Consider the following 24,813-nt stretch of genomic DNA (forward strand, 5'->3'; position numbering starts at 1 on the left):
AGGCATGGAGTTCTCGGGTTTCGGCGAGTACGCGGTCGACTTCTTCGACGGTCTGGTGGCCGATAACTCCAAGTCCTACTGGACCGACAACAAGCCCACCTACGACCGCGACATCCGCGCCCCCATGGAACGCCTGCTCACCGAACTCGAACCCGAGTTCGGCGCGGGCAAGGTGTTCCGCCCCTACCGCGATGTCCGGTTCAGCAAGGACAAGCGGCCGTACAAGGACCACTGCGGCGGCGTCGTCGAGCAGGGGCGCGGCGGCGGGGCCTGGTATGTGGAGGTCGGCGCCGAGGGGTTGATGATCGGCGGCGGCTCCTTCGCGATGGCGCCGGACCAGCTCGCCCGCTACCGCACCGCCGTGGACGACGAGCGGCGCGGACAGCGGTTCCGCGTCATCCTGGCCAAGCTGGTCAAAGCGGGCTGGGAGGTGTGCGGAGACGTCATGAAGACCAAGCCCCGTGGCGTCGACCCCGAACATCCTCGCCTGGACTTGTTGCGGCACCGCTCCCTCTACGTCGCCCGGCGCTGGCCGCCAGACGACGATCTGCACGGCCCGGAATGCCTGGAGCGGGTCCGGCTGGGCTGGCGGGAACTGAACGCGATCAACGAATGGTGTGCCGACCACGTCGGCCTCAGCGACCAGTGGCGGCGATGATGGGATTCACCGGGTTTGGCGAGCACGCCGTGGACTTCTACGACGGCCTGGAGGCGGACAACTCCAAGGCCTACTGGACCGATCACAAGGACACCTACGACCAGGACGTCCGGCTGCCGATGACCGCGCTGCTGGCCGAGCTGGAAGAGGAGTTCGGGCCGGGCAAGGTGTTCCGGCCGTACCGGGATGTCCGGTTCAGCAACGACAAGACCCCGTACAAGACCGCCTGCGGCGCGCTCGCGGGGGGCAAGCTGGGGGAGTCCACCTACTACGTGCAGCTCTCCGCCAACGGGCTGATGCTGGCCGGCGGCTGCTACCGGGTGGCCGCCGACCAGCTCGCCCGCTTCCGCACCGCGGTCGCCGAGGACCGGCGCGGCGGCGAACTGGTCAAGATCCTGGCCAAGCTGACCAAGGCCGGCTGGGACGTGCAGGGCGATGTGATGAAGACCCGCCCGCGCGGCGTCGAACCGGATCATCCCCGGGTCGAGCTGCTGCGGCACCGCTCGCTGTACGCGAGCCGCGCCTGGGAACCCGGCGACTACCTGCATGAACGCGAGTGCCTGACCCGGGTGCGCAAGCACTGGCGGGCACTGGCCCCGCTGACCGCCTGGCTCGCCGACCACGTCGGTCCCCCCAGCGCCTGACGCGGCCGGCGAGCCACCACCCGGTGCAGTCCCCCTGACCACTCCGGGCGGCACCACGTTTCTACGTCGACCGCGTTGTCCGGCGCCGGACCCGATCGCCGGACAACCCAACCACCGGACAACCGCCACCTCACCCGGACAGCTTGTCCAGCCAGCCCTCGGCCAGCTCGGCCAGCCCGGCCGCCGCCGCCACCGTGTCCGCGGCCAGCACGCTGACCAGCGCCGCCTCCGGCAGCACGTGCACCGCGCCCCGGCCACCGGAGAGCACCCGCTCCGGCGGCGTCAGTCCGGGCGCGGCCACCAGCACGGTGGTCAGCACCCGGGCCTCGCCGAGTAACGCGGGGGACCGGTAGCCGGCCGGGTCCAGCAGCGTGGTCGTGTTGCGCAGCAACGGCCGCCCGGCCCGGCGCACCCGCCAGCGCTGCACCGCCCGGCCTGCCGGTTCCGCGTGCCTGCCGAGCACGGTGGTCTCCCGCCAGCACAGCGTCGCGTCCGCGGCCAGCTCGACCTCGGTGCTCGCGTGCAGCAGGCAGCCGGCGGCGAGCACCGTCGGCTCCAGCCCGACCGTCAGCACCGCGCCCGCGCCGACCGTGGCACACATCCGCACACTAGCCGCCTGTCCGTCCAGGTCCGGCTGCACCAGCTGCGCGCTGGTCGAGCGCAGCCGCAGCGCCGCCCCCGGCCCGACCGCCAGGGTCAGGGTCAGTTCGTCGCCGCCGAGCGGACCGGCGGCCGAGCCGACCAGGCAGACCTCGGCGCCCGGTCCGGCGGCGCGGATCCGGCGCAGGGTCAGCGGCGGGCGGGAGCGCTGCACCGTCACCACGGACCGGCCGTCCGGGGCGGCCAGCACGGTCAGCGCCGCGTCCGCGCGCATCAGTGCTGGTGCGCGGGTGTCAGCTCGGCCAGCATCTGGCGCACCCAGGCAGTGACGCCGCTGGCCGCCGGGTCCGCGGTCAGCGAGCTGAACAGCACCGGCAACTCACCCCGGATCGCCGCCGCGTCCCTGGCCATCACGTCCAGGTCCGCGCCGACCAGCGGGGCCAGATCGGTCTTGTTGATCACCAGCAGGTCGGCCAGGGTCACCCCCGGCCCGCCCTTGCGCGGGACCTTGTCGCCACCGGCCACGTCCACCACGAAGATCTGCCGGTCCACCAGGCCCTTGCTGAAGGTCGCGGTCAGGTTGTCCCCGCCGCTTTCCACCAGGACCAGGTCGAAGGCCCCGTGCCGGGCTTCCAGGTCCTCGATGGCGTCCAGGTTCGCGGTGATGTCGTCCCGGATCGCGGTGTGCGGACAGCACCCGGTCTTGACCGCGCTGATCCGGTCATCGGGCAGGATCGCGTTGCGGCGCAGGAACTCCGCGTCCTCGGTGGTGTAGATGTCGTTGGTCACCACGCCGAGCCGCAGTTCCGTGCGCAGGGTCCGGCAGAGCGCGGCGACCAGCGCGGTCTTGCCGGAGCCGACCGGACCGCCGATGCCGATCCGCGGGCTCGCGCCGAGCCGGTGCAGGTGCGCGTGCGGGTCCGGGCCGTCGTCGTGCGGGCCGTCGCCGTGGTAGGCGCCCATGGAACTCCTTTCAGGACACGAAAAGCGTGTCGGTGAGCGTGGGATGGGTGTCGGCGAGGACGTCCAGCGCGGGCGCGCCCTCAGCCGGGAGTTCGTTCCAGGGCACGGGAATCGCCGCGGCAGCCGCCACACTGTCCACTGTGGACGACAACGAGTTCAGGACGGACTGGACCGCGAACGGGTCGAAGGCGAGCAGCCGGATCGCGGCCGAGGCCGGGCCGGTCACCGCGGCCAGCGCGATGGCCACGGCGGCGTCCTCCGCGCTGGCACCGAGCATCGCCGCGCCCGCGCCGAACGCGAGCGGATGATGGGCTCCGGCCGGACATCCGGCCCGCAACGCGGCCAGCACCGCCGCCGCATCGACCTCCTCCGCGCTGGGTCCGGCAGCCCCGCCGATGCTGCCCGCCCCACCGGGTCCGGCCGCCGCGCCGCCCGCCGGGTGCCGGGGCAAGGCGCGCAACAACCCCCGCCCCTGCTGCCGCGAGGCCAGCCGCTGCCCGGCCGCCGGAGTCCGCGCGTCCAGTTCCGCGTCCAGCTCAGCCCAGCAGGCCGCGTCCCCACCGTCGAGGGACTCCGCCAGCCGGGTCGCCGCCGCCGCGAACGCCGCCGCCACCAGCCCGGCCGAGACCAGCCGACCGCGCAGGAATCCGTGCAGCGACGGCACATCCGTCACCGCACCGGCCCGCACCGCCGCCTCCACGCTGCCCGAGTGCACGTGTCCGCCCGCGGGCAGCCGGGCGTCCGCGAGCAGCAGCAGTCCCGCCGCGACCATCAGAACAGGAAGTACCGCTGCGCCATCGGCAGCGATTCGGCAGGCTGGGGCTCCACCACATCGCCGTCGACGCGCACGGTGAAGGTGTCCGGATCCACCTCGATCCGGGGCAGCGCCGTGTTGTTCGGCAGGTCCGCCTTGCCGCGCGAACGCATGTTCGCCACCGGCACCAGCTTCCGCCGCACGTCCAGGCGTTCCGCGAGTCCGTCCGCCAGGGCCGCCGGGGCCACGAAGTGCACCGAGGAATGGGCTGCCGCAACGGGTTCCGCGCCCCACATCGGCCGGGCGAACACCGGTTGCGGGGTCGGGATGGACGCGCCGGGGTCACCCATCGCGGCCCAGGCGATCAGCCCGCCCTTGACCACCACGTGCGGGCGCACGCCGAAGAACGCGGGCTCCCACAGCACCAGGTCGGCCAGCTTGCCCGGTTCCACCGAGCCGACCTCGTCGTCCAGGCCGTGTGCCACCGCGGGGCAGATCGTGTACTTGGCGACGTACCGCCGCGCGCGCAGGTTGTCCGAGCCGCCGTCGCCGGGCAGCGCGCCCCGGCGGAGTTTGTTGACGTGCGCGGTCTGCCAGGTGCGCACGATGGTCTCGCCGATCCGGCCCATCGCCTGGGAGTCCGAGCTGATGATGGAGATGGCGCCCAGGTCGTGCAGCACGTCCTCGGCGGCCATGGTGCTCGGGCGCATCCGGGACTCGGCGAAGGCCAGGTCCTCCGGCAGTGTCGGGTCCAGGTGGTGGCACACCATCAGCATGTCCAGGTGCTCGTCCAGGGTGTTCACCGTGAACGGCCGGGTCGGGTTGGTCGAGGAGGGCAGCACGAACGCCTCCCCGGCCATCTTGATCACGTCCGGCGCGTGCCCGCCGCCGGCGCCCTCGGTGTGGTAGGCGTGGATCGAGCGGCCGGCGATGGCGTCCACTGTGGACTCCAGGAACCCGGCCTCGTTCAACGTGTCGGTGTGGATGGCCACCTGCACCCCGGAGGCGTCCGCGACCCGCAGGCAGGCGTCGATCGCGGCGGGCGTGGTGCCCCAGTCCTCGTGCAGTTTGAACCCGCTCGCCCCGGCCCGCAGCTGCTCCCACAGCGCTTCCTCGCGGACGGTGTTCCCCTTGCCCAGCAAGGCCACGTTGACTGGATAGCCGTCCAGCGCGACCAGCATCCGCTCCAGGTGCCAGGACCCGGGGGTGACCGTGGTGGCCCTGGTCCCGTCGGCCGGGCCGGTGCCGCCGCCGACCACCGTGGTGACCCCGGCGGCCAGTGCCTCGGGCAGCTGCTGCGGGCAGATCAGGTGCACGTGCGCGTCCACCGCGCCCGCGGTCAGGATCATCCCGTTGCCCGCGAGCACTTCGGTGGACGGCCCGATCACCAGTTGCGGGTGCACCCCGTCCATGGTGTCCGGGTTGCCCGCCTTGCCCAGTGCGACGATCCGCCCGTCCCGCACGCCCACATCGGCCTTGATCACGCCCCAGTGGTCCAGCACCACCGCGCCGGTGATCACCAGATCGGGGGCGCCCTCGGCCCTGGTGGCCGCGGACTGGCCCATCGACTCGCGGATCACCTTGCCGCCGCCGAAGACCACCTCCTCACCGGCCCGACCGGGTCCGCCGCAGCGGTCCTCGGTCACCTCGATCAGCAGGTTGGTGTCGGCCAGCCGCACCCGGTCGCCCGTGGTCGGGCCGTACCTGGCCGCGTACCCGGCCCGGTCCATCGAACTCACTCCGGCCTCCGCAGGCTCAGTCCCGGCACTACACCCCGGCCGGCCAGGGGCACCAGGTCCACCTCGCGCACCACGCCCGGCTCGAACCGCACCGAGGTGCCCGCCGGGATGTCCAGCCGGTGTCCTTCGGCGGCCGCGCGGTCGAATTCCAGCGCGACGTTGACCTCGGCGAAGTGGTAGTGCGAACCGACCTGGGCCGGCCGGTCGCCGGTGTTGGCCACCCGCAGCTGCCGCCGCGGCGCGCCCGCGTTCAGCTCGATCCGGCCGGCCGCCGGGATGATCTCGCCGGGGATCACGGGATCGGCTCGTGGATGGTGACCAGCTTGGTCCCGTCCGGGAAGGTCGCCTCGACCTGCACCGAGTGCAGCATCTCCGGCACGCCGTCCATGACGTCCTCCCGGCTCAGCACATTCCGGCCGGACTCCATCAGCTCGGCCACCGTGGTCCCGTCCCGCGCGCCCTCCATGACGAAGGAGCTGAGCAGGGCGACCGCCTCGGGGTAGTTCAGCCGCAACCCGCGGGCGCGGCGCCGGGCCGCCAGGTCGGCGGCCACGTGGACGAGCAGTTTCTCCTGCTCGCGGGGCGACAGACGCATCCTTCAGAACCTAGGCGTTGATCGTCGCCGTTCCAACGCCCAGGCGGCTCACCCGGACGGAGTTCACCCGTCGGAAACATTCCCCCGATCGCGTGACCGCCGCCAGGACCGCACCAGCAGCCACACTGCCAGCGCGACCGCGGCCCCGAGCAGGTCGGCGAGCGCGTCCGGCAGCCCGCCGGTCCGGCCGATCGGCAGCACCGCCTGCAGGAACTCCGACAGCCCCGCCCACACCACCAGCCCGGCCACCAGGAAGGGCAGCCGGAAGCCGGCGATCATGCCGGTCACCGCCAGTAGCGCGAACAGGCTGAAGTGGATCACCTTGTCCGTGCCGGGCGGCGCCGATGGCACACCTGACGCGGGCATGAACAAAACCACAACGCTCAGTAGCGAGGCGACGACAAAAGGGACCACCCGAACGTTCGCTTGACGCACAGTTCTTCATCTTGCCGGAACAAGGTGGACAAGTTCCCGTATCGGTACCGTGATCGGTACAGCCGGGCAGCTAAGCTGCTGGACCGTGAGCCGACGAGCGAAGATCGTCTGTACGATGGGGCCCGCGACGGGGACCCCGGAGAAGGTGCGCGACCTGGTTGCCGCTGGCATGGACGTCGCCCGGCTGAACTTCAGTCACGGCACCCATGCCGACCACAAGCAGATCTATGACATCGTGCGCCAGGCCAGTGACGAGGCCGGCAAGGCGGTCGGCATCATGGCCGACCTGCAAGGACCCAAGATCCGGCTGGGGCGTTTCGCCAACGGGCCGGTCGAATGGCGCACCGGCGACCGGGTGCGGATCACGGTCGAGGACATCGCGGGCACCCATGACCGGGTGTCCACCACCTACAAGGGTCTGGCCGAGGACGCCAAGCCGGGCGACCGCATGCTGGTCGACGACGGCAAGGTCGGCCTGGTCGTGGTCGGCGTCGAGGGCCAGGACGTGGTCTGCGACGTGACCGAGGGCGGCACGGTCAGCGACAACAAGGGCATCTCCCTGCCCGGCATGGACGTGTCCGTGCCGGCGCTGAGCGAGAAGGACATCGAGGACCTGGAGTTCGCGCTCGGTCTGCGGGTGGACTTCATCGCGCTGTCCTTCGTGCGCTCGCCAGCCGACATCGACCTGGTGCACCAGGTGATGGACCGGGTCGGCAACGGCCGCCTGCCGGTGATCGCCAAGCTGGAGAAGCCGGAGGCGGTCGACAACCTGGAGGCCGTCGTGCTGGCCTTCGACGGCATCATGGTGGCCCGCGGCGACCTGGGCGTCGAGCTGCCCCTGGAGCACGTGCCGGTGGTGCAGAAGCGGGCGGTGCAGATCGCGCGCGAGAACGCCAAGCCGGTCATCGTGGCCACCCAGATGCTGGACTCGATGATCCAGAACTCCCGCCCCACCAGGGCGGAGGCATCCGACGTGGCCAACGCGGTGCTCGACGGCGCGGACGCGGTCATGCTCTCCGGCGAGACCAGTGTCGGGCGCTACCCGATCGAGACCGTCGAGACCATGGCGCGGATCGTCCGGTACGTGGAGACCGAGACCACCACGGACACGGTGCCGCCGCTGACCCACGTGCCGCGCACCAAGCGGGGCGTGATCTCCTACGCCGCCCGCGACATCGGCGAGCGGCTCAACGCCAAGGCCCTGGTCGCCTTCACCCAGTCCGGCGACACCGTGCGGCGGCTGGCCCGCCTGCACACCACGCTGCCGCTGCTGGCCTTCACCCCGGAGGCCGAGGTGCGCAGCCAGCTGTCGCTGAGCTGGGGCGTGGAGACCTTCCTGGTGCCCGAGGTGGACTCCACCGACGCCATGGTCCGGCAGTGCGATCACGCGATGCTGTCCATCGGCCGGTACTCCCCCGGCGACCTTGTGGTCATCGTCGCAGGTTCCCCGCCCGGGACCGTGGGCTCGACTAACCTCATCCGCGTACACCGCCTGGGTGAAGAGGACCATGCCTAATTCGTCGGCCTGACGCCCTCCACCTGGGCCTAGCGCCCATTGGGGAGTGTCCTGACGTGACTGAGGCAGCCCGCGCCGCAGCCGCTGACCCGTCCGGGGTCCAGGGAGCGCATCCCGCGCCCCTGGCCCTGGACGGTGTCCCGCACGGCCAGCCGATCCTCGACCGCCTGGTCGCGCTGCTCGACCTGGAGAAGATCGAGGAGAACATCTTCCGCGGGGTCAGTCCCGCGGTCTCGCCGACCAGGGTGTTCGGCGGCCAGGTCGCCGGTCAGGCGCTGGTCGCGGCCGGCCGCACGGTGCCGCCGGAGCGCAAGGTGCACTCGCTGCACGCCTACTTCATCCGCGGCGGCGACCCGAGGGTCCCGATCGTGTACGAGGTGGACCGGATCCGGGACGGCCGTTCCTTCACCACCCGCCGCGTGGTGGCCATCCAGCACGGCAAGGCGATCTTCTCGCTGTCCGCCTCCTTCCAGGTGGTCGAGGAGGGGCTTGAACACGCCAACGAGATGCCGAAGGTGGCCGCGCCGGAGACCCTGCCAACGTATGCGGAGCGCACCGCGCCCTACCGCGAGCAGCTCAAGGCGTGGGCGACCATGCCGCGGCCGATCGACGTCCGCTACGTGACCGACCCGCCCTGGGTGTCCAAGGACTCCGGCCCGCGCCCCGAGGCCAACAACCAGGTCTGGATGCGCGCCGACGGCAAACTGCCCGACGACGACCTGCTGCACGTGTGCCTGCTGGCCTACTGCTCGGACATGACCCTGCTGGACGGGGTCCTGGCCAGGCACGGCCTGAACTGGGGTTCCGACGGCGTGATCGGCGCCAGCCTGGACCACGCGATGTGGTTCCACCGGCCGTTCCGCGCGGACGAGTGGCTGCTCTACGACTGCGTGTCGCCGAGCGCCTCAGGCGGCCGCGGACTCGCCACCGGCCGCTTCTTCTCCGCCGACGGCCAGCTGGTCGCCACGGTCGTGCAGGAGGGCCTGATGCGGCTCGCGACGGAATCCCCGCTCTAAACCGCCGAGTTGGCCAAACTCGTACGCCAAGTTGGCCGAAGTGGGCGTACGAGTTGGCCCAAGTGGGTGGGTCAGCGTCGGGTCCAGGTGACGACGAGCTCGTCGCGCTGGCCGAAGCGGACCAGGTGGCTGGCCACCACGTGCTCCATGCGGTCCAGGTTCTCCGTGGAGTCGGCGTGCACGCGCAGGCGCAGCACGCCGTCTTCCGCGGTCAGCTCGCAGCTGCCCGCGGCGAACTTCAGGTCGCCGCGTTCCTCGGTGAACTCGGCGGACTCGATCTTGTGCGCGAAGTGCTTGCAGAGCTGGGTGAGGTAGCGCCCCGGGCGGTCGGTGGTGACCGCGGCCTCGGCGCTGATCAGGTTGGTCGTCATGTCCTGAGCATAGCTAACGGCTTGTTAGGTTCGCCTTAGTTGAACCGCGCCCCGGTGTGCCCCGTGACCAAGGTGACGGCGACCGCACCACGATCGGGGTGAGCCTCCTTGACACAGTTCGACGGTTTCCTGCCCGCCGGTCCGCGCCTGTCCCGCCGCCTGCTGCTGCGTTCGACCGCGGTCGCGGCCGGTGCGCTGACCCTGGCCGGCACGGCGCCCGCGCCGCGGTCGAGCTGGCCCGAGGGTGACGGCGTGCGGATCGCCTTCCTCGGGTTCACCGGCATGACCGTGCTGGACCTGGTCGGCCCATGGCAGGTGCTGCGCATCGCCGACAGCAAGGCGCGGCTGCACGTGCTGGCCACCACGCACTGGGCGTTCCGGAGGAGCTGGCCGCCCGCGGCGCGCAGCTGAGCACGGAGCGGGTGGTCAAGCACGGCAACGTGATCACCGCCGCCGGGGTGTCCGCCGGGATGGACATGGCACTGCACCTGGCCGCCGCGCTGTGGGGGCGGGAGGCGGCGCAGCGGGCCCAGGCACTGATCGAGTACGCGCCCGAACCGCCGTTCACCGCGGGCAACCCGGACCAGCTGCCGCCCGCACTGGGCGCCGCGCTGCGCGAGTCAATGAAAACCCATGTGTCCCAAGCGAAACACGGCCGGCCGCACGCACTCTAACCAGCACCCACCCCCACTGTGTTGGCCGTTGTGGGCGGCGAGTTGGCCAAACTGGTACGCCAGTTTGGCCCAAGTGGGCGTACCAGTTGGGCCAAGTGGTACGAGTTCGGCCAAGACTGGGTACGACAACGGCCAACACGCCGGTGCGGTAGGGGTGGGACTGGTTGTTTAGGCGGTGGCCAGAGACCGGGGGCGGGAGAGCGCCAGCGCGGGCAGCGCCGCCGCGGCGGCCAGCGCGGCCAGGCCGAGGGCCAGGCGCATGCCGGGCAGCGTGTACCCGCTCATCGCCCACAGGGTGGTGGCCAGTGCTGGGCCCAGGGCGAAGCCGATGCTGCGGGCCAGTTGGACGGTCGCGGCCGTGGTGGCGATCTGGCCGCGCGGCGCGGCGCCCATGGCCAGGGACTGCACCGGGCCGCCGTAGAGCCCCATGCCCAGCCCGGCCGCGAACAGCCGCCACCCCAGGTCGAACGGCTGCCAGGACTCGGCCAGCGGCAGCACCAGCAGCAGTCCGGCAGCCACCACCGCCACGCCGAGCAGGCCGGTGCGGCGGGCGCCCCAGCGGTCGCCGAGCAGGCCGCCGAGCGGTCCGGCCAGGGCCATGCCCACCGGGAAGGCCAGGATGGTCAGGCCGGTGGTGGACGGATCGGCGTGCAGCACGCGTTGCAGGTAGAACGGCAGGATCAGGTTCATCGCGGCGAAAGCCAGGCCCACGGCCAGCAACGTCAGGTGCGGACCGGCCATTCCAGGGCGGCGCACCAACTCCAGCACCGCGACGCTGGTGGAACGCCTGTGCCACACCAGGAACAGCGGCACCGCGAGCAGGGACAGGGCGAGCCAGGGCAGGCCATCGCGGGCGGCGAAGGTGACCCCGAGTAGCACCGCGGACACCGCGCCGGCCACCAGCGCGGCCTCGGCCAGCCAGCTCCGGTCCGGCCACCGCAGCGGGCGGTCCGCCGGGATGGCGCGCAGCCCGATGCCCAGTACCAGCAGGCAGATCGGCGTGTTCAGCAGGAACACCGCGGGCCAGCCGGAGACCTCCAGCAGCAGCCCGCCCAGCGCCGGACCGGTGAGCGCGCCCAGCGGGGCGAGCGTGGCCAGCACGCTCATCGCCCGCGCCCTGGCCTCCGGCCGCACCGCCCTGGTGGCCAGCGCCGGGGTCAGCGCGAGCATCAGCGCGCCGAAACAGCCCTGCGCGATCCGCACCGCCAGCAGCAGGGCGAAGTCACCGCTGGCCGCCCCGGCCAGACTCGTCAGCGCGAAGCCGCCGACCGCCAGCGCCAGCGCGGGCCGGGCGCCGACCCGGTCCAGCCAGCGGCCGCTGGGCAGCACCAGCGCGATCAACGGCAGCTGGTAGGCCAGCACAATCCATTGAGCCGCGCCCGGGTCGACACCGAATTCGTGTTGCATCGTCGGTAACGCGATGTTCACACTGTTCATCGTCAACAAGGATGTGAACGCGACCATTCCGGCGGCGAACACCAGCGACCATTGATTGCGCTGGTTAATTTCCGGCATCAATCAGGCCACATGCTGCCGGTCGCGCGCGCTAGCCGCGCCCGGCCGGCCGGGATTGAGCCGGGGAATATCGGACACCGGGAACAACGGTCCGTGCGGATTGTCGTACTCCTCGTAGTCGGCCCGGTCCGCGGGAGCGGGCCGGTGCCGGGAGTCGCCGAAGCGGGCCAGCAGCACGATCAGCACCAGCCCGGCCAGCGCCACCAGGTGCGCGGCCACCCTGGTCGGCGCGACCCCGCCGCGCACCAGGTCGAGCAGGCTCACCCCGAACAGCACCACCACGAACGTGCCCAGCACTGGCACCAGGCCGGCCACCTGCCGGGTGCGCAGCGCGGCCCAGCCGAAGGCCACCCCGAGCGCCAGGTTCCAGGCCGCGCTCTCGTGCGAGAGGTGGGTGGCGCCCGCGGCCAGCAGCCCGCCGCCGTGGTGGTCGCCGCCGCCGGGACTGAGGAAGACCGACATGGCCAGGGTGACCTGGGCGATGCCGAGCAGGCCCAGTGCCCAGCGCAACACGGCGAGCAGGCTCACCCCGCGCCGCGGCGGCAGCTCGGCCAGCACGGCCGCGACCAGGTCCGGCCCGGCCTCGGCCACCCCGGTCCGAGCCAGCCGAGTGATCCGCGCTGCCCGGTCGTACCAGGCAGAACAGTCCGCGCAGGCGTCCAGGTGCGCGTCCAGCCGGGCGGCATCGGGCGGCTCCTCGCCGTCCAGCCGAGCGGAGAGCAGCTCCTGGTAGTTCGAGCAGTCCACGTGTCTCAAGGTCGGACTGAACCCTCGTCCAGTTCCCTCCGTTCCCACTTTCGTGGTTAAAGTTCCGGCCATGGCCGATGACACCCAGATCACCGAGTGGGCGCTGGCCGCCGGCCGGGGCGACCAGGTCGCGGCCGCCGCCTTCATCCGGGCCACCCAGCGCGAGGTCTGGCGCTTCCTGGTGCACCTGGCCGGCCGGGACGAGGCCGAGGACCTCACCCAGGAGACCTTCGTCCGGGCGCTGCGCAGCGTGCACCGCTTCGCCGGCCGCAGCCACGCCCGCACCTGGCTGCTCTCCATCGCCCGCCGGGTCGCGGTGGACCAGGTCCGCTCGGCGATGGCCCGGCCGCGGATCTCCGGCGGGGTCGACTGGCAGGACACCGCCGAGCGCGCCACCCCGCTCACCCCGGGCGTGGACGAGGCCGTCGCGCTCCAGCTGGCCGTGCGCGAACTGGGCGAGGACCAGCGCGCCGCGTTCGTGTTGACGCAGGTCATCGGCCTGGGCTACGCCGAGGCCGCCGAGGTCTGCGGCTGCCCCGTGGGCACCATCCGGTCCCGGGTGGCCCGCGCCCGGCAGGAGCTGGTGCTGGCCCTGGGCGAGGGGACCCGGCGCTCCGCCGCCAGCGAGTGACCACTCAGCCTGTCGACCGGCTGTCCGGTCCGGCGTCCGGGATGCTCCGATTGCCCTATCGGGTCCGTTTCCCGATGTCGACTTTCCAAAGGCGAGAGCGCTCTCGTGTTCAGTTGGTTGACAGCTCCTGACCGCGGTCGCTCCCGGCGCTCGGTCGTATCCGGCTGACTGACCTGCCGGGATGTCCGAAGGTATGGCGTCCCAACGGCTCAGTGTGCATCGTTTGTCGGGACATCCAACCTTTGTCGTAGACGTTTTCAAGGAGCGTTCCAAGAATCTGAACCAGCGGCCCGGCAGTTCTGGCCGCTGCTAAGTTCCCTCCTCGGATTCACTTACCGGGTTTTCGTGCTACCAAAGAGCAAAGCCGGTCGTTCAGCAAGTACGTGGTATGCGTCCTCCTCCTCCAAGGACGCCTGCCGCCGAACGGCGCAGGCAGGACCGTGAGTACCGGCACAACAACGCCGGGGAACTCGCCATGGGCTTTTACCGACCCATGGTTGTGGACTAAAGGAGGAGCCTTGCTGCATTCGGATCACTCGCTGTGCCCCGTTCGCCCGCCAACGTGCGAGCCGCCAGTGGTCAGCTCACCCACACCCCGAATCGGGTCGCGCCCTCCGCACGTCGCGCCCTGCGCCGGGTTCAGCCGCCGATGACCCACGGACACCGAGGACGGACCAAGATGGAACCGGTCTTCTTACACACGAGAGAGTTCAAACGCGACCCGTACCCGACCTACGCGCGGCTACGGGAGCAGGGCCCGGTGCACCGGGTCGCCTTCCCCAGCGGGGTGGTGGGCTGGCTGGTCACCGGCTACGACGCCGCTGTGTCCACACTGGCCGATCCGCGCCTGTCCAAGGACCACCGCCACGGCGGTGAGCAGTGGCGACGGCTTTCCGCGAGCATGCCGGAGCCCTACCACGGCAGGCTGCAGGCGCATCTGCTGCACCAGGATCCGCCCACGCACACCCGGATGCGCAAGCACGTCACCGATTCCTTCTCCCCGCGCCGGATGGCCGCGCTGCGGGCCGAGGTGGAGCGGATCGCCGAGTCCCTGCTCGACGATGTGGTGGCCGAGGTCGCCAGGGGTGGCAGCGCGGACCTGGTCGAGCACTTCGCCGCGGAGTTCCCGTTCCTGGCGCTGAGCGAGGTGCTGGGCATCAACGCCGACTTCCGGGCCCGGTTCCAGCCGGAGTGGCGCAAGGTGGTGGCCCCGGTGGGGCCCACCGAGCCGGGCAGGCCCGCGTACCTGGCACTGCTGGAGGGGTGCCAGGACTACATCGCGGAACTGGTGGCGCACAAGCGGGAACACCCCGCCGACGACCTGCTCTCCGCACTGGTGCGGGCCAACGACGCGGGCGATCTGGCCGATCACGAACTGAGTTCGATGATCTTCCAGCTCTTCGCCGCCGGGCAGGAGCCGGTGACCAACCAGATCACCACCATGACCGTGGCGCTGCTGGCGCACCCGGCCGAGTTCGCCGAGCTGGCCGCGCGGCCGGAACTGCTGCCCGGCGCGGTGGAGGAGCTGTACCGCTACGACGGCTCGTTCGAGATCACCACCTGGCGCTTCTTCCGTGAGGACAGCGAGTTGCACGGGGTGCGGATCCCGGCGGGCGAGTCGGTCATCGTCTCCCTGGGCGCGGCCAACCGGGACGGGCGGCGGTTCGCCGATCCCGACCGGCTGGACTTCACCCGCTCCCCGAACCCGCATGTCGCCTTCGGGCACGGCATCCACTTCTGTCCCGGCGCCGCGCTGGCCCGGATCCAGGCCCAGACCGCGGTGTCCGCGCTGATCCGCCGCCTGCCGGGGCTGCGGCTGGCGGTGGCCGCCGAGGACCTGGAGTGGATCCAGGCCGTGCTGGGCCGAGGGGTGGCCCGGCTGCCGGTGACCTTCGAACCGGCGCTGGCCCAGCCCGCGTTCGCCTGAAACCGACGATCTTCACCGGGCCGTGACGCCCGGTGGCCTTGTCCGACAACCACATTCCCCCGTCTCGCCGGGCGCGCACCCGGTGCGATGGGCGCTGTACGCAGCCTGCCTGGAGGCACGCCATGAGTCCCACCACGACCATTTCCGCCGCCGCCGACCACATCGTGGACGTCGCCGGCACCTGCGAGTCGATCCTGCGGATCCTGTTGCCGTACCGGCGCGCGGAGTCCGAGGACACCTATACCGACAGCGAGGTCGGCACCGCCTTCGCCGAGCAGCTCTCCCAGCTCCGCGAGTTCGTCGCCGCCGGGGAGCCGATCGTGTTCACGCTGCCGGCCTTCCCGTGCAAATCACCCAACACCGACAAGGTGTTCGGCCACCTGCCCGACCTCGGCGAGCTGCTCTCGCTGCGCTTCCTGCACGGGCTGACCGAGCGGGTCCGGGAGGTCTACCCGCCCGGCGCGCGGATGCTGATCTGCTCCGACGGGCACGTCTTCGGCGACCTGATCAAGGTGCCGGACCAGCACATCGACGAGTACGCCGAGACCCTGCGCCAGATGATCACCTGGGGCGGCTTCGACTCGATTGACACCTTCAGCCTGGAGAACGTCTACGGGGACGCGGGATTCGAGGAGAAGCGGCGCATCCTCACCGCGGAGTTCGCCGAGTCGGAGGAGTCGCTGCGGGAGGAGGTCCGCGCGGGCGGCAAGGCGTTGCGGCTCTACCGCGGCATCACCCGGTTCCTGGTCGAGGACGCCGGTGACTTCGACGGCACCAAGTCGGCGTTGCAGCGGGAATGCCGCCAGCGCGCCTACGGGGTGATCCAGCGCAGCCGGGCCTGGGGCGACCTGATCGCCAAGTACCACGCCAAGCAGGTCCGACTCTCCATCCACCCGCAGCCGGTGGGCGGGCCCAAGTTCGGCATCATGCTGCTCGGTTCGCCGGACTGCTGGCTGACCCCGTGGCACTCGGTGGCCGTGCAGCAGCGCGGGGAGCGCAACTACACCCTGATGAAGCGGATCGACGCGGCCAAGGTGGGCGAGCCGGTGCACCTCAACGGCCGTCCGTCGCACTACGTGGCGGTGTCCGCCTGACCGTGTCCACGACCCCGGCGAGGCAGTCGTGCTCGCTGTTCCCGGCGGTCGTGGACACCTTCCAGCGGTGGCCGTCGGCGGTGCGGTGCCAGCCCACCTCCACCTCGGCCACCGCGGCCGTGTCGTCGATCCGGTAGCCGCAGCGTTGCAGCGCCCGCCGGGTCCACACCTCGGTCAGCTCGTCGCCCGCGCCGGTGACCCGTGCCGTGCCGTGGGTGTGCGTGCGCACCTGAAATCCACCGGCGAGGGGGTCGAAGGTGTGGTCGCGGCCGCCGAAGGCCCGTTCCAGGACACCGTCCAGGACCAGGTCCTCCGGCGCGCCCGCGACCACCCGCCCGCCGGGCAGCACCAGCCACACCACGTCGGCGTTGCGCAGCGCCAGTTCCACGTCGTGGGTGGACAACAGGACCGCCAGCCGGGTGGCCGTACCCAGGCCGCGCAGCATCGCGGTCAGCTCGGCTCGCCGTGGCGCGTCGAGGAACGCGGTGGGCTCGTCCAGCAGCAGCACGTCCGGCTGCTGGGCGAGCGCCCGCGCGACCATCAGCCGCTGCCGTTCGCCGTCGCTCAGCTCATCCAGCATCCGCTCGGCCAGCGACTCGGCCCCGGCCAGCGCAAGTGCTTCCCGCACAATGACTTTGTCCGCCGCGCCGAGCGTGCCGGACCAGCCGGTGTAGGGCGCGCGGCCGAGTTCGACCAGGTCGATCCCGCGCAGGTTGCCGACCTGGATCCGGGTGGTGAGCACCACGGCCAGCCGCCGCGCTCGCTCCACTCTGGACAGTCCGGTCAGTGGAACCCCGGTGAGGTCGACGGATCCGGCCAGCGGCGGCTGCATCCCGGCCAGGGTGCGCATCAGGGTGGACTTGCCGGTGCCGTTCACCCCGAGCAGGCAGACGAGTTGTCCGGCGCGCAGGCCGAGGTCCACTTCGGACAGTACGGTCCTGTTCCGGCGGCGGACCCGGTAGCCGACGCTGAGTCCGTTGGCACGCAACACTTCTGGCTGCATCACACCTCCAGTCCGCGGCCGCCGCGGCCCAGTCGCACCAGCACCCAGGTGACCACCGGTGCGCCCAGCAGGGCGAGGGTGGTGTTCAGCGGCAGCACCGCCTCGCTGCCCGGCAGCTGGCTGAGGATGCTGGCGGCCACCGCGATGGTGGCGCCCAGCACGGCCGCGCCGGGGATCAGGTAGCGGTGGTCGGCGGTGCGCAGCAGGCCGCGGGCCAGGTGCGGGGCGGCGATGCCGAGGAAGGCGATCGGCCCGGCGTGCGCGGTGACCGCCCCGGCCAGCAGCGCGGCCCCGGCCATCAGCGTCCAGCGGAAGGCCCGCACGGACACCCCGAGCGATTCGGCGTAGCCCTCGCCGAGCAGGAACAGGTTGAGCCGTTTGACCGAGAGCACCGCGAGCACCAGTCCGGCCAGCACCATGCCGGCCAGCACCGGCAGGGCCTGCCAGGTGACGCTCTGGAAACTGCCGGCGCTCCAGTCGGTGAAGGTCTTCACCGCCTCGGGCTGGGCGTAGTAGACCAGCATGTCGACCATGGCCAGCACGAAGGCGTTGACCATCACGCCGATCACGATGACGATCACGGTGCTCCGGATCAGCGCGGCCACCAGCAGCATCACCGCCATCACCGCGGCGGCGCCGAGCGCGGCCGCGGTGACCGTGCCCAGTCCCTCCATTGTGGACAGTGCGACGCCGCCGGTGAGCGCACTGCCCCCGCCGAGCAGCACCAGGCTGACACCGAAACTGGCCCCCGCGTTGACGCCCAGCAGGTGCGGGTCGGCCAGGGGGTTGCGGAACAGGGTCTGCATCTTCAGCCCGGCCACGCCCAGCGCGGCGCCGGCGAGCAGTCCGGTGAGCGCGCGCGGGATGCGGATCTCGGTGACGATGAACGCCCAGGACGCGGTTTCCGTTGGCTCGCCGAGGATCGCGCGCACCACGTCGGGCACCGGGATGCGCACCGAGCCGAGGCTGACCGCGAGCACGGCGAGCAGGACGGCGACGCCGCCGAGCCCGACCAGCAGCGCGACCCGCCACCCAGCCCGAACGGGAACCCGGGCTGGCTGGGGGGTGGCTGTGGGTGGGATCTCGGTGCCCGGCAGCGTCGCCTGGCTCATCAGCCGGCCTCGATCCGGCGGAGGAAGGCCAGTTGGTGACCGGGCTGGACCTCCGGGTGCAGCACGCTGACCAGGTCGGCCAGCAGCTTGTCCGGGTTGACCAGCCCGGCGGCCGCGTACACCCGCGGGTCGGCCCGGTCGATGCCCTTGCCGCTGGTCAGCGCGGTGATCCGGCTCAGCCGCGGTTCGGCTTCGAGGATTTTCTTGACGGTCATGCCCTTGCCGACGAAGTCCGGCCGGAACCAGAACTCCGCGCTCGCGCCCTGCTCGATCATGGTTTCCATCGGCAGCCGCTGCAAGGCCTTGCCGGGCAGGTCGAACACGGTGCGCCCGCCGGCGTCGCGCACCAGGGTCGGCTCCAGGTAGTCGTGCTGCGGGGTCAGGAAGTCCCGGCCGTGCCCGTTGATGCCCACCAGCACCGAGGGTTTCCCTTGCGCGGCGGTGGCTTTCGCGCTCAGCTCGCGGTAGCGGGTGTGCACCCCGGTGTAGTGCGCGTTCGCCTTGGCCTCGGAGTTGGTGAACAGCGACAGGAACTTCACCGCTTCCGCACTGCCCAGCGGTGGCTCGTTGAACGGGTCGTAGAAGACCACGCCGACCCCGCCCTGGCCGAGTTTGTCGAAGCGCGCCTTGTCCCCGCTGGCGGCGAACATGACCTCGGGCCCGAGGTTGAGCACCCGCTCGGTGTCCAGCTTGTCGCCGTGCCCGACCCCGATCGCGGTCTTGTCCACGATCCGCTTGCTGACCCGCGGCAGGTGGATCGGCGCGGTGTCGGTGCCGGGGAATTCGCCGTACCCGGCCAGCACCTCCGGCGCGAGCACCTCGAACGCGCCGAGCAGGGTGGCCGGATTGTCGATGGCCTTGCGCACCGGCACCCGGATCGCGGTGGCCCCGGCGAGGTCCCCGGTCAGCTCGGGTTTCGGGGTGCCGCACTGGTAGAGCACGTAGTTGCGGGGCGCGGTGTCGTTCTGCTCCAGGCTGGTCTTCGGCCCGGCGTTGACCTTGAGCAGCTTGTAGTGCTGCCGGTACTCCACCTGCCACTGCGTCGAGACCTGCGCACTCACCTTGTCCGGGAAGTAGTCCCGCCCGGCCTCGTAGTTCCGCGCACACCCCGCGTCCCCTGGTTCGGCCGCCGGAGCGCCCGCGCAGGCGCCCAGGAGCAACAGGCTGGTGGCGGCCAGCGCGAGGGACAAGCGGGGCATGCGTGACTCCTGGAGGTGCGGCATCGGCTCTCGATGGTGATAGTCGGACCGGGACCGGATTCAGTTCCCCGGAGTTCACCGCGAAGTGTTCGTTTATCGACGCACTGTGACGCGGAACGCAGCCGGCACTGCTTCGGGCGACCTACGCGCTATTCCTTCTGCCTGGTCAGCGATGTAAGGATGCGGATATGCCCGTGCGAGTCAGAGCCGACCTTGCCGCCATGCCCGACTACGTACCCGGCCGGAAGATCGCCGGGGCGATCAACCTGGCCAGCAACGAGGTCTCCTATCCGCCGCCGGCCGCGATCGTGAACGCGGTCGCCGAAGCCGCCGCCTCGGTGCACCGGTACCCGGCGATGGGCAGTGACGACCTGGCGCAGCGGGTGGCCGCGATCCACGGCGTCGACCCCTCGCAGGTCGCGATCGGCTGCGGTTCGGTGGCGCTGTGCCAGCAGCTGGTGCAGGCGCTGTGCACCGCCGAGGACGAGGTGCTCTTCGCCTGGCGCTCCTTCGAGGCGTACCCGATCGTCACCCAGGTGGTCGGCGCGGTCCGGCACACCGTGCCGCTGGCCGCCGGGCACCGGCACGACCTGGCCGCCAGCCTGGCCGCGATCAACGAGCGGACCAGGCTGATCTTCGTGAGCAACCCGCTCAACCCGACCGGCACCGCGCTGCGCCGGGCCGAGCTGGTGGACTTCCTGGACCGGGTGCCCGAGGACGTGCTGGTGGTGCTGGACGAGGCCTACCGCGAGTTCGTCACCGACCCCGACGTGCCGGACGGCCTGGAACTGGCCCGCGGCAGGCAGAACGTGGCCGTGCTGCGCACCTTCTCCAAGGCCTACGGGCTGGCCGGGTCCCGGGTCGGGTTCTGTGTGGCCTCGCCGGAGGTCGCCGGTGGCGTGCGCAAGGTGGCCATTCCCTTCTCCGTCAACCGGTTCGCGCACGCCGCCGCACTCGCCTCGCTGGATGTGGAGGACGAGCTGATGGCGCGCTGCCGCCTCATCTCGGCCGAACGCGACCGGGTCCGGGACGAGCTGATCAAGAGCGGTTTCGAGGTGCCGGAGTCGCAGGCCAACTTCGTCTGGCTGCCGCTGGGCGAGCGCGCGGCCGCGTTCAACGAGCACTGCATCGAGCAGAAGGTGGTGCTGCGCTGCTTCGCCGGGGACGGCGTGCGGGTCACCATCGGCACGCCCGAGGAGAACGAGGCGATGCTCGCCGCGGCCCGCACCTTCCCGGGCTGACGTCGATGCGGGTCCTGCGAGGCAGCGCGACGCCCCTGGCCGAGCGCTACCGCACCGCACTGCTGGACCTGGACGGCGTGGTCTACCGCGGCTCGGTCGCGGTCGACCACGCCGCGCAGGCCCTCACCGAGGCGCGCCGCCACGCCCTGCGGACCCTGTTCGTCACCAACAACGCCTCCCGCACCCCGGCCGAGGTGGCCACCCTGATCAGCGGTTTCGGCCTGCCGGTCGAACCGGACGAGGTGGTCACCTCCGCCCAGGCCGCCGCCAGGCTGGCCGCCGGCCAGGTCCCACCCGGCTCGGCGGTGCTGATCGTGGGCGGCCCCTCGCTGGAGCTGGCGGTCACCGAGGTGGGCCTGCGTCCGGTCCGCTCGGCCACCGACAACCCGGCCGCGGTGGTCCAGGGCTTCGCCCCGGACGTGGACTGGCGCCAGCTCGCCGAAGCCTCCTACGCGGTGGCCACCGGCATCCCGTGGATCGTGTCCAACATGGACCTCGCGGTGCCCAGGGAGGGCGGCATCGCCCCCGGCAACGGCGCCCTGGCCACCGCGGTCCGGCTGGCCACCGGCAAGGATCCGCTGGTCGCGGGCAAACCGCAGCAGGCCATCTTCGCCGAGTCCATCCGCCGCAGCGCGGGCCCGCACCTGGTCGTCGGCGACGGCCTGATCACCGACATCGAGGGCGCCAACGCCAGCGGCCTGGACAGCCTGCTGGTCCTCACCGGCGTCACCACCGTCCGCGCCCTGGCCACCGCCCCGTCGCAACATCGCCCCACCTACCTCGCCGCCGACCTCCGCGGCCTGCTGCACCCCCACGCGGAACTGCTCACCGACGGCACCACCGTCCACTGTGGAACCTGGACCGCCCGGGCTGACCACGGCGAACTCCACCTCACCACCACCGACCCCGCCAACCTGGTCGACGGCGCCAGAGCCCTGTGCGCCACCGCTTGGCTGACCGCGGACTCCGAAGTGGACTGTGCCATCGAGACCGCCCTCGACTACTGGACCGACCTGGGCGACAACCCCCGCGCGGCCTGACCCGGCTGAGGTACAACAGCACGATTCCCACCACGACCGCCGAGCACTCCTGCTACGTTCCGAACAGCGCTGGGGGGCGACTGCACACACGGGCGAGCGCAGGGGGAACACACATGTCGACCGAATTCGACGACCTGGTGGCCGAGTTCGAACGGTTCCAGGAACACGGCCGCAAAGCCGAACAACGACTGGCCGCCTACGACGGCATGCGCGAGGAAATAGCCGCCGTCGAAGCCACCGCCACCTCCCCCGACCGCTCGGTCACGGTCACCGCGGGTCCAGGTGGGGCCATCAAGAACCTCCAGTTCACCGATGAAGCCCTCCGCCGAGGCCCCCAGGCCCTGGCCGCCACGGTGATGGCCACCATCCAGACCGCGGTGGCCGAAGGCGCCCGCCGCCAAGCGGAAACCGTCCAACGCTACGTAGGCGACGACCTGAATGTGCTGGATCAGGTACTGGAGACGCAGGCCGAGATGCTGGGCGTTCCGGTCGAGCAGCTGCGCGCGACCACGTCCGGGCCCCCGGTTGCCCGGCGTGCCGCCGAGGAGGAGGACTTCGCGGATCGGGAGTTCCTCAGCGACAAGCCCGGCTCGCCCCGCGCGCAGGCCCCGCCACCGCCGCCGGTGAGTCAGGGGGAGGAGTTTCTCCGGAAGCTTTATGACGGGGAGGACCACTGATGACCAGCAAGCTGAAGACGAATCTGGCCGCCATCGACAACTGCGCGGGCAAGGTCAAGGGGCTGGCAGGCAAGGCGGACGGCATGAGGGGCAAGTTGTCCGCCGCAGAGGTGCCCGACGATGCCTGGGGGCTGATCGGACAGCTGGTCGTCGGCGAGTACCGGTCGCTGTTGGCGGACTTTCGGGACTTCCTGAACCGGATGGCTGAGGGCACCGGGCACGCGGGCGACCGGCTCGGCGAGTCCGCCGTGGCGTATCGCGAGGCCGACGAGTCGTCCCAGCAGGCGGCCAGGCAACTCAAGTCGAGGCTGGGAGGGTCGAAATGAGCACCCCCGGCTACTGGGAGGGCACTGTCGCCCCGAACCTGCCCGCGGGCCTGGGCAGCGCTGTCAAGCTCGCGGACAAGGTCAACAAGCTCGACTTCAACAAGGACGCCGTCACGGTAGGTATCGAGGTCTCCGCGGTCGCGGCAGACGCCACGAGCCTGGTCAACTCCTGCGTCGGCACCGCGGTGAGCGCGGCCGCTGATCCACTCGGCTGGTTGATCAACCAGGGCTTGGGCTTCCTGATGAACATCTGCACGCCGCTGAAACAGGCCATCCAGCTCGTCTCCGGCAATTCGGAGGCGCTAGCGAAATCCGCGCAGGGCTTCGGCGACCTGGGCAAGGAGATCGTGGCCTTCGGCAAGGAGTTGAGCGCCACCCTGAAGGAGGACCTCAAGGACTGGCAGGGCGCCGCCGCTGACGCCGCGCGGACCCGGATGTCCAGGTTCCTTGAGGGGGTGGCGGGTGCCGCTGACAAGGCGGGTGACATCGGCGGTCTGCTCCAGATCTCCAGCATGCTCATGAAGGTGGTGGAGGAGTTCATCCGAGGGCTGCTGGCCGAGCTGATCGAGTGGCTGATCATCACCTGGCTCGCCGCACTGGCCACCGCACCGATCACCCTCGGCGGTTCCACGGCCGTGGCCAGCGGGGTGACCGCCTACAAGGTCGCCAGCACCACGGTGAAAACCACCCAGAAGGTGACCAGGCTCAGCAAACTGATCAACAAGATCAAGGAGTTGATCACCAAGCTCCAGGGCTGGCTGAAGAACTCCAGGATCGGCCAGGAGTTCATGAGCACCTCCGGCAAGGGCGGCAAGGGGCTGGAGAAGATTCAGGACTCGGCGCTGGCCAAGGCCACGGACAAGGTCAACAAGAAGCTGCCGGAAAGCGCCAAACGGGAACTCACCCGGGAGGAGTTCCGCAAGACGCTGGAGCAGAGCAGCACCTCGACCTTGGGCGCGGTGCGGGCCGGTCTCGGTCAGAAGGTCGGCGAGTCGCTCAAGGAACAGACCAAGAAGATCGTCGGGATGGACGAGGTCAAGACGGGGTTTGACTCGGAGGGCAATCCGGTGGGCAAGGTCGATCCGAGCAAGATCGCCGGTAAGGCGGCGGGCTACGCCAAGGACGGTAAGAAGGCCCTTGACCACTCCAGTCAGGGGACGGATCAGGATGAGGACAAGACTCGACGGGACCTTGATCTCTGATGGATCCGTGGTTTCTGCAGATCCTGCTGGTCGGCATTATCCCGGTGTTCGGCCCACCGGCCTGGATGTTCGTGCACACGATGCGGGCGGAGGCGTTCCGCCGGTTTCACCTGCGCTGGCTGGCGAAGAAGCACGGCTGGAAGTACAAGGTCACGCAGTTCGTTTCCGCGGAGCGGGAGACCGTCCGGTTCTCCGGCGTATATCGGGGCCAGCGCTTCCGGTGTCGCGAAGTGCGCAATACCGACGGTGGCTCCGGGGAGTCCTTCAAGGTCTCGATGGAGTTTCCCGGGTTTGGCCATCTTCCGGACTGCGAGATCCGCTATCACCGGATCCGGTGCCGGGTTGAGGTGTGGCGCGGGGATGCCCGGATCCTCACCGAAACGGATCTGCGCTGGTGGATGCTGCGCCGGCCGGTCACCTCGTGTCATGTGGAGGTGACTGACGGGGTGTTGCGCGCGAAGTGGGGATACCAGTTCCACGGCGGTGTGTTCCGTCGCAAGTTCGCCTTCCTGCTGGGGGTGGCCAAGCGGCTGGAACAGGTGGCTGGCACTTCCTCGCCGGGGTCGGGGACATGACTGGAGAGGCAGGCCCCTGACAAATCGCATTGGTGCATTGCCCGGAGTTGGTGCGATGTGCCGTTCGGGTGGGAGTGTGGCCACAACCGTGGCTCGCAAGTCTGATTTTTGCCACTGCGTACCGCTTTTCTTGCTACCGTCTGCACTGCGCTGGGGGGCGACGGTGGGTGAGCAGGCGAGCGCAGGGGGTGTTCTACGATGGCTGGCCGACAGGTCGACATCGATTTCGGGGGCGGCGGCCGGTTCCGCGTTGAGGTCGCGGACCTGCTGAAGATGATCAATCGGTTCGAGGGGGTGCTGCTCATGGCGAAGGAGGCGAACAACCTGGCCAGGCAGACCGCGGTTGATCGGACGCCACCTGGCGAGGATCCCTTCAGCTCTCAGGCGATCAATACGATCTGCGAGAAGGCGTCGGACGCTGATGGTTGTCACGGCAGGGCGAACCAGGCGTATCAGAACGAGATTCAGAAGACGATCGACATGCTTCAGTCGACATACGACCAGTACGCGACCGGTGAGGAGCGCAGCCGCGCCACCCTGGACAAGTCGAAGGGCTGAC

At 70.7% G+C, this 24,813-nt stretch carries 29 protein-coding genes; 16 read left to right on the plus strand and 13 right to left on the minus strand.

The genetic code is table 11. From position 1 onward, the window contains the following. Positions 1-4 precede the first annotated feature (4 nt). Both MZC64_RS36130 and MZC64_RS36135 read left to right on the plus strand, forming a co-directional pair. Positions 5-658: a DUF2461 domain-containing protein gene (locus tag MZC64_RS36130; RefSeq protein WP_247760304.1), complete on the plus strand. Its 654-nt coding sequence runs from the start codon at positions 5-7 to the stop codon at positions 656-658. Beyond that, positions 658-1,302 carry a DUF2461 domain-containing protein gene (locus tag MZC64_RS36135; protein WP_247760859.1) on the plus strand — a complete coding sequence of 215 codons (645 nt, stop codon included), beginning with the start codon at positions 658-660 and terminating at the stop codon, positions 1,300-1,302. The genes MZC64_RS36130 and MZC64_RS36135 overlap by 1 nt, the downstream gene beginning before the upstream one ends. Positions 1,303-1,432: 130 nt before the next feature. On the opposite strand, the gene MZC64_RS36140 is transcribed toward MZC64_RS36135, so the two are convergent. The 7 genes from MZC64_RS36140 to MZC64_RS36170 all read right to left on the minus strand — a co-directional run bounded on the left by MZC64_RS36140 (position 1,433) and on the right by MZC64_RS36170 (position 6,319). Beyond that, positions 1,433-2,176 (minus strand): urease accessory protein UreD, encoded by a 744-nt coding sequence (locus MZC64_RS36140; RefSeq protein ID WP_247760303.1) that lies wholly within the window; start codon positions 2,174-2,176, stop codon positions 1,433-1,435. Then, complete coding sequence (gene ureG / locus MZC64_RS36145) at positions 2,176-2,865, minus strand: urease accessory protein UreG (RefSeq protein ID WP_247760302.1); 690 nt, start codon at positions 2,863-2,865, stop codon at positions 2,176-2,178. Before ureG ends, MZC64_RS36140 begins: the two co-directional genes overlap by 1 nt. 10 nt (positions 2,866-2,875) lie before the next feature. Beyond that, positions 2,876-3,637: an urease accessory protein UreF gene (locus MZC64_RS36150; protein WP_247760301.1), complete on the minus strand. Its 762-nt coding sequence runs from the start codon at positions 3,635-3,637 to the stop codon at positions 2,876-2,878. Beyond that, positions 3,637-5,358 carry an urease subunit alpha gene (locus tag MZC64_RS36155; protein ID WP_308301106.1) on the minus strand — a complete coding sequence of 574 codons (1,722 nt, stop codon included), beginning with the start codon at positions 5,356-5,358 and terminating at the stop codon, positions 3,637-3,639. The genes MZC64_RS36150 and MZC64_RS36155 overlap by 1 nt, the downstream gene beginning before the upstream one ends. Then, complete coding sequence (locus MZC64_RS36160) at positions 5,355-5,654, minus strand: urease subunit beta (RefSeq protein WP_247760300.1); 300 nt, start codon at positions 5,652-5,654, stop codon at positions 5,355-5,357. Before MZC64_RS36160 ends, MZC64_RS36155 begins: the two co-directional genes overlap by 4 nt. Next, the gene (locus MZC64_RS36165) at positions 5,651-5,953 is read right to left on the minus strand and encodes an urease subunit gamma (protein WP_247760299.1); all 303 of its coding nucleotides are present in this window, start codon (positions 5,951-5,953) and stop codon (positions 5,651-5,653) included. The genes MZC64_RS36160 and MZC64_RS36165 overlap by 4 nt, the downstream gene beginning before the upstream one ends. Before the next feature lie 63 nt (positions 5,954-6,016). After that, the gene (locus tag MZC64_RS36170) at positions 6,017-6,319 is read right to left on the minus strand and encodes a VanZ family protein (RefSeq protein ID WP_246492698.1); all 303 of its coding nucleotides are present in this window, start codon (positions 6,317-6,319) and stop codon (positions 6,017-6,019) included. Between the two features lie 154 nt (positions 6,320-6,473). Here MZC64_RS36170 and pyk point away from each other — a divergent pair, with 154 nt between their 5' ends. Together pyk and tesB are read left to right on the plus strand one after the other, a co-directional pair. Beyond that, complete coding sequence (gene pyk, locus MZC64_RS36175; protein WP_247760298.1) at positions 6,474-7,904, plus strand: pyruvate kinase; 1,431 nt, start codon at positions 6,474-6,476, stop codon at positions 7,902-7,904. Between the two features lie 56 nt (positions 7,905-7,960). Then, a complete protein-coding gene (gene tesB / locus MZC64_RS36180; protein WP_247760297.1) occupies positions 7,961-8,920 on the plus strand; it encodes an acyl-CoA thioesterase II in 960 nt (319 codons plus the stop codon). A 71-nt stretch (positions 8,921-8,991) separates the two neighbouring features. Here the strand turns inward: tesB and MZC64_RS36185 are convergent, their stop codons facing one another. Continuing rightward, positions 8,992-9,291, minus strand: coding sequence for a DUF2218 domain-containing protein (locus tag MZC64_RS36185; RefSeq protein WP_247760296.1), 300 nt, complete (start codon positions 9,289-9,291; stop codon positions 8,992-8,994). Between the two features lie 108 nt (positions 9,292-9,399). On the opposite strand from MZC64_RS36185, the gene MZC64_RS36190 reads away from it, so the two are divergent. Together MZC64_RS36190 and MZC64_RS36195 are read left to right on the plus strand one after the other, a co-directional pair. Continuing rightward, entirely contained in the window at positions 9,400-9,702 is a 303-nt protein-coding gene (locus tag MZC64_RS36190; protein WP_247760295.1) for a hypothetical protein, read from the plus strand. A gap of 11 nt (positions 9,703-9,713) precedes the next feature. Continuing rightward, positions 9,714-9,965 (plus strand): hypothetical protein, encoded by a 252-nt coding sequence (locus tag MZC64_RS36195; RefSeq protein ID WP_247760294.1) that lies wholly within the window; start codon positions 9,714-9,716, stop codon positions 9,963-9,965. A 168-nt stretch (positions 9,966-10,133) separates the two neighbouring features. Here MZC64_RS36195 and MZC64_RS36200 read toward each other — a convergent pair whose 3' ends face one another. Then, the gene (locus tag MZC64_RS36200; protein ID WP_282106431.1) at positions 10,134-11,480 is read right to left on the minus strand and encodes an MFS transporter; all 1,347 of its coding nucleotides are present in this window, start codon (positions 11,478-11,480) and stop codon (positions 10,134-10,136) included. Between the two features lie 3 nt (positions 11,481-11,483). Next, on the minus strand, positions 11,484-12,227 hold the full coding sequence (locus MZC64_RS36205; protein ID WP_247760856.1) for a zf-HC2 domain-containing protein: 744 nt from the start codon (positions 12,225-12,227) through the stop codon (positions 11,484-11,486). A 70-nt stretch (positions 12,228-12,297) separates the two neighbouring features. Between MZC64_RS36205 and MZC64_RS36210 the strand changes: the two genes are divergently transcribed. The 3 genes from MZC64_RS36210 (at position 12,298) to MZC64_RS36220 (ending at position 15,879) form a co-directional block, all read left to right on the plus strand. After that, complete coding sequence (locus MZC64_RS36210) at positions 12,298-12,858, plus strand: sigma-70 family RNA polymerase sigma factor (RefSeq protein ID WP_247760292.1); 561 nt, start codon at positions 12,298-12,300, stop codon at positions 12,856-12,858. A 679-nt stretch (positions 12,859-13,537) separates the two neighbouring features. After that, positions 13,538-14,785, plus strand: coding sequence for a cytochrome P450 (locus MZC64_RS36215; protein WP_247760291.1), 1,248 nt, complete (start codon positions 13,538-13,540; stop codon positions 14,783-14,785). Between the two features lie 122 nt (positions 14,786-14,907). Then, positions 14,908-15,879 (plus strand): L-tyrosine/L-tryptophan isonitrile synthase family protein, encoded by a 972-nt coding sequence (locus MZC64_RS36220; RefSeq protein ID WP_247760290.1) that lies wholly within the window; start codon positions 14,908-14,910, stop codon positions 15,877-15,879. Here MZC64_RS36220 and MZC64_RS36225 read toward each other — a convergent pair. From MZC64_RS36225 to MZC64_RS36235, 3 genes are read right to left on the minus strand one after another with little or no spacing between them, the layout of a single operon-like run. After that, positions 15,839-16,882 (minus strand): ABC transporter ATP-binding protein, encoded by a 1,044-nt coding sequence (locus MZC64_RS36225; RefSeq protein WP_247760289.1) that lies wholly within the window; start codon positions 16,880-16,882, stop codon positions 15,839-15,841. The two genes, MZC64_RS36220 and MZC64_RS36225, sit on opposite strands and share 41 nt — an antisense overlap. Further along, on the minus strand, positions 16,882-17,994 hold the full coding sequence (locus MZC64_RS36230) for an iron ABC transporter permease (RefSeq protein ID WP_247760288.1): 1,113 nt from the start codon (positions 17,992-17,994) through the stop codon (positions 16,882-16,884). The genes MZC64_RS36225 and MZC64_RS36230 overlap by 1 nt, the downstream gene beginning before the upstream one ends. Next, the gene (locus tag MZC64_RS36235; protein WP_247760287.1) at positions 17,994-19,193 is read right to left on the minus strand and encodes an ABC transporter substrate-binding protein; all 1,200 of its coding nucleotides are present in this window, start codon (positions 19,191-19,193) and stop codon (positions 17,994-17,996) included. The genes MZC64_RS36230 and MZC64_RS36235 overlap by 1 nt, the downstream gene beginning before the upstream one ends. Positions 19,194-19,381: 188 nt before the next feature. Here MZC64_RS36235 and hisC point away from each other — a divergent pair, with 188 nt between their 5' ends. The 7 genes from hisC (at position 19,382) to MZC64_RS36270 (ending at position 24,812) form a co-directional block, all read left to right on the plus strand. Continuing rightward, on the plus strand, positions 19,382-20,434 hold the full coding sequence (gene hisC, locus MZC64_RS36240) for a histidinol-phosphate transaminase (RefSeq protein ID WP_247760286.1): 1,053 nt from the start codon (positions 19,382-19,384) through the stop codon (positions 20,432-20,434). 5 nt (positions 20,435-20,439) lie between these two features. Then, entirely contained in the window at positions 20,440-21,474 is a 1,035-nt protein-coding gene (locus MZC64_RS36245) for an HAD-IIA family hydrolase (protein WP_247760285.1), read from the plus strand. Between the two features lie 113 nt (positions 21,475-21,587). After that, the gene (locus MZC64_RS36250; protein ID WP_247760284.1) at positions 21,588-22,151 is read left to right on the plus strand and encodes a YbaB/EbfC family nucleoid-associated protein; all 564 of its coding nucleotides are present in this window, start codon (positions 21,588-21,590) and stop codon (positions 22,149-22,151) included. Beyond that, positions 22,151-22,477, plus strand: a complete 327-nt coding sequence (locus MZC64_RS36255; RefSeq protein WP_247760283.1) for a hypothetical protein — start codon at positions 22,151-22,153, stop codon at positions 22,475-22,477. Before MZC64_RS36250 ends, MZC64_RS36255 begins: the two co-directional genes overlap by 1 nt. Next, complete coding sequence (locus MZC64_RS36260) at positions 22,474-23,679, plus strand: WXG100 family type VII secretion target (RefSeq protein WP_247760282.1); 1,206 nt, start codon at positions 22,474-22,476, stop codon at positions 23,677-23,679. The genes MZC64_RS36255 and MZC64_RS36260 overlap by 4 nt, the downstream gene beginning before the upstream one ends. Beyond that, positions 23,679-24,254 (plus strand): hypothetical protein, encoded by a 576-nt coding sequence (locus tag MZC64_RS36265; protein WP_247760281.1) that lies wholly within the window; start codon positions 23,679-23,681, stop codon positions 24,252-24,254. The genes MZC64_RS36260 and MZC64_RS36265 overlap by 1 nt, the downstream gene beginning before the upstream one ends. A gap of 198 nt (positions 24,255-24,452) precedes the next feature. After that, positions 24,453-24,812, plus strand: coding sequence for a hypothetical protein (locus MZC64_RS36270; RefSeq protein WP_247760280.1), 360 nt, complete (start codon positions 24,453-24,455; stop codon positions 24,810-24,812). Position 24,813 lies beyond the last annotated feature (1 nt).

This window comes from Crossiella sp. S99.2, assembly GCF_023094165.1.
Lineage (GTDB): Bacteria > Actinomycetota > Actinomycetes > Mycobacteriales > Pseudonocardiaceae > Crossiella.

Bases quoted from the DNA above. Each gene is read 5' to 3' on its own strand.
- MZC64_RS36130 (WP_247760304.1), top strand. From the start codon at position 5: ATGGAGTTCTCGGGTTTCGGCGAGTACGCGGTCGACTTCTTCGACGGT.
- MZC64_RS36135 (WP_247760859.1), top strand. From the start codon at position 658: ATGGGATTCACCGGGTTTGGCGAGCACGCCGTGGACTTCTACGACGGC.
- MZC64_RS36140 (WP_247760303.1), bottom strand. From the start codon at position 2,176: ATGCGCGCGGACGCGGCGCTGACCGTGCTGGCCGCCCCGGACGGCCGG.
- ureG (WP_247760302.1), bottom strand. From the start codon at position 2,865: ATGGGCGCCTACCACGGCGACGGCCCGCACGACGACGGCCCGGACCCG.
- MZC64_RS36150 (WP_247760301.1), bottom strand. From the start codon at position 3,637: ATGGTCGCGGCGGGACTGCTGCTGCTCGCGGACGCCCGGCTGCCCGCG.
- MZC64_RS36165 (WP_247760299.1), bottom strand. From the start codon at position 5,953: ATGCGTCTGTCGCCCCGCGAGCAGGAGAAACTGCTCGTCCACGTGGCC.
- MZC64_RS36170 (WP_246492698.1), bottom strand. From the start codon at position 6,319: ATGCCCGCGTCAGGTGTGCCATCGGCGCCGCCCGGCACGGACAAGGTG.
- MZC64_RS36185 (WP_247760296.1), bottom strand. From the start codon at position 9,291: ATGACGACCAACCTGATCAGCGCCGAGGCCGCGGTCACCACCGACCGC.
- MZC64_RS36200 (WP_282106431.1), bottom strand. From the start codon at position 11,480: ATGCCGGAAATTAACCAGCGCAATCAATGGTCGCTGGTGTTCGCCGCC.
- MZC64_RS36210 (WP_247760292.1), top strand. From the start codon at position 12,298: ATGGCCGATGACACCCAGATCACCGAGTGGGCGCTGGCCGCCGGCCGG.
- MZC64_RS36215 (WP_247760291.1), top strand. From the start codon at position 13,538: ATGGAACCGGTCTTCTTACACACGAGAGAGTTCAAACGCGACCCGTAC.
- MZC64_RS36220 (WP_247760290.1), top strand. From the start codon at position 14,908: ATGAGTCCCACCACGACCATTTCCGCCGCCGCCGACCACATCGTGGAC.
- MZC64_RS36225 (WP_247760289.1), bottom strand. From the start codon at position 16,882: ATGCAGCCAGAAGTGTTGCGTGCCAACGGACTCAGCGTCGGCTACCGG.
- MZC64_RS36230 (WP_247760288.1), bottom strand. From the start codon at position 17,994: ATGAGCCAGGCGACGCTGCCGGGCACCGAGATCCCACCCACAGCCACC.
- MZC64_RS36235 (WP_247760287.1), bottom strand. From the start codon at position 19,193: ATGCCCCGCTTGTCCCTCGCGCTGGCCGCCACCAGCCTGTTGCTCCTG.
- hisC (WP_247760286.1), top strand. From the start codon at position 19,382: ATGCCCGTGCGAGTCAGAGCCGACCTTGCCGCCATGCCCGACTACGTA.
- MZC64_RS36245 (WP_247760285.1), top strand. From the start codon at position 20,440: ATGCGGGTCCTGCGAGGCAGCGCGACGCCCCTGGCCGAGCGCTACCGC.
- MZC64_RS36250 (WP_247760284.1), top strand. From the start codon at position 21,588: ATGTCGACCGAATTCGACGACCTGGTGGCCGAGTTCGAACGGTTCCAG.
- MZC64_RS36255 (WP_247760283.1), top strand. From the start codon at position 22,151: ATGACCAGCAAGCTGAAGACGAATCTGGCCGCCATCGACAACTGCGCG.
- MZC64_RS36260 (WP_247760282.1), top strand. From the start codon at position 22,474: ATGAGCACCCCCGGCTACTGGGAGGGCACTGTCGCCCCGAACCTGCCC.
- MZC64_RS36265 (WP_247760281.1), top strand. From the start codon at position 23,679: ATGGATCCGTGGTTTCTGCAGATCCTGCTGGTCGGCATTATCCCGGTG.
- MZC64_RS36270 (WP_247760280.1), top strand. From the start codon at position 24,453: ATGGCTGGCCGACAGGTCGACATCGATTTCGGGGGCGGCGGCCGGTTC.